We start from the raw sequence: 1,001 nt of genomic DNA, 5'->3' as shown, positions 1-1,001 counted from the left end.
GGGCTGATCTTCTTGTTGCGGACCTTGCCGGCCAGCTCGGCGGTCTTCTTGGCGATGCCGGCCAGGCTCAGGTCGCCGGCGCCCTTGATGACCGGGACCATCAGGCCCTGCTCGGAGTCCACCGCGATGCCGACGTTCTCGACGTCGTGGTAGGTGACGGTGCCGTCGTCGTTGATCTTGGCGTTGACGGTCGGGTGGGCCTTGAGCGCCTCGGCGGCGGCCTTGACGAAGAACGGCATCGGGGAGAGCTTGACGCCCTCGCGGGCCAGGAAGGACTCCTTGGCCCGGGCCCGCAGCCGCATGATCTTGGTGACGTCCACCTCGACCACGGTCGACAGCTGGGCCTGGCTGTGCAGGGCCTTCATCATGTTCTCGGCGATGACCTTGCGGATGCGGGTCATCTTGACGGTCTGCCCGCGCAGCGCGGCGGCGGCGGCCGGCACCGTGACGCCGGCGGCCGGGGCCGGGGCGGTCGGGGCCGGGGCGGCGGCCTTGGCGGCCTCGGCGGCGGCCAGGACGTCCTGCTTGCGGATGCGGCCACCGACACCGGTGCCCTTGACCGTGGCCAGGTCCACGCCGTTCTCGGCGGCGAGCTTGCGCACCAGCGGGGTCACATAGGCGCCCTCGTCGGTCGGCGCGGTCGCCGAAGGAGCCGCAACGGCCGGGGCCGGGGTGACCGGAGCCGGAGCCGCGACCGGCGCGGGGGTGACCGGCGCGGGGGCCGGAGCAGGCGCGGGCGCCGGGGCAGCGACCGGAGCGGGCGCGACCGGGCGGGCGGGCACCGGGGCCGGGGCGGGTGCCGGGGCAGCGACCGGGGCGGGCGCGGCGGGGGCCGGGGCGGCGGCGGGTGCGGCGCCGGCGGCACCGATGACGGCGAGCCTGGCGCCGACCTCGGCGGTCTCGTCCTCGCCGACCAGGATCTCCAGCAGGGTGCCGGCGACCGGCGAGGGGATCTCGGTGTCGACCTTGTCGGTGGAGACCTCGAGCAGCGGCTCGTCGGC

At 75.6% G+C, this 1,001-nt stretch carries 1 protein-coding gene; it reads right to left on the bottom strand.

Annotation, left to right across the window (positions count from 1 at the left end):
• On the bottom strand, positions 1-1,001 hold a 1,001-nt coding region (locus AB0F62_RS42805), incomplete at both ends, for a 2-oxo acid dehydrogenase subunit E2 (RefSeq protein ID WP_361812346.1).

Source organism: Streptomyces sp. NPDC026673, from assembly GCF_040638135.1.
Taxonomy (GTDB): Bacteria; Actinomycetota; Actinomycetes; order Streptomycetales; family Streptomycetaceae; genus Actinacidiphila.
The sequence above is the reverse complement of the archived record's forward strand: the minus strand, read 5'-3'. Positions and strand labels throughout refer to the sequence as shown.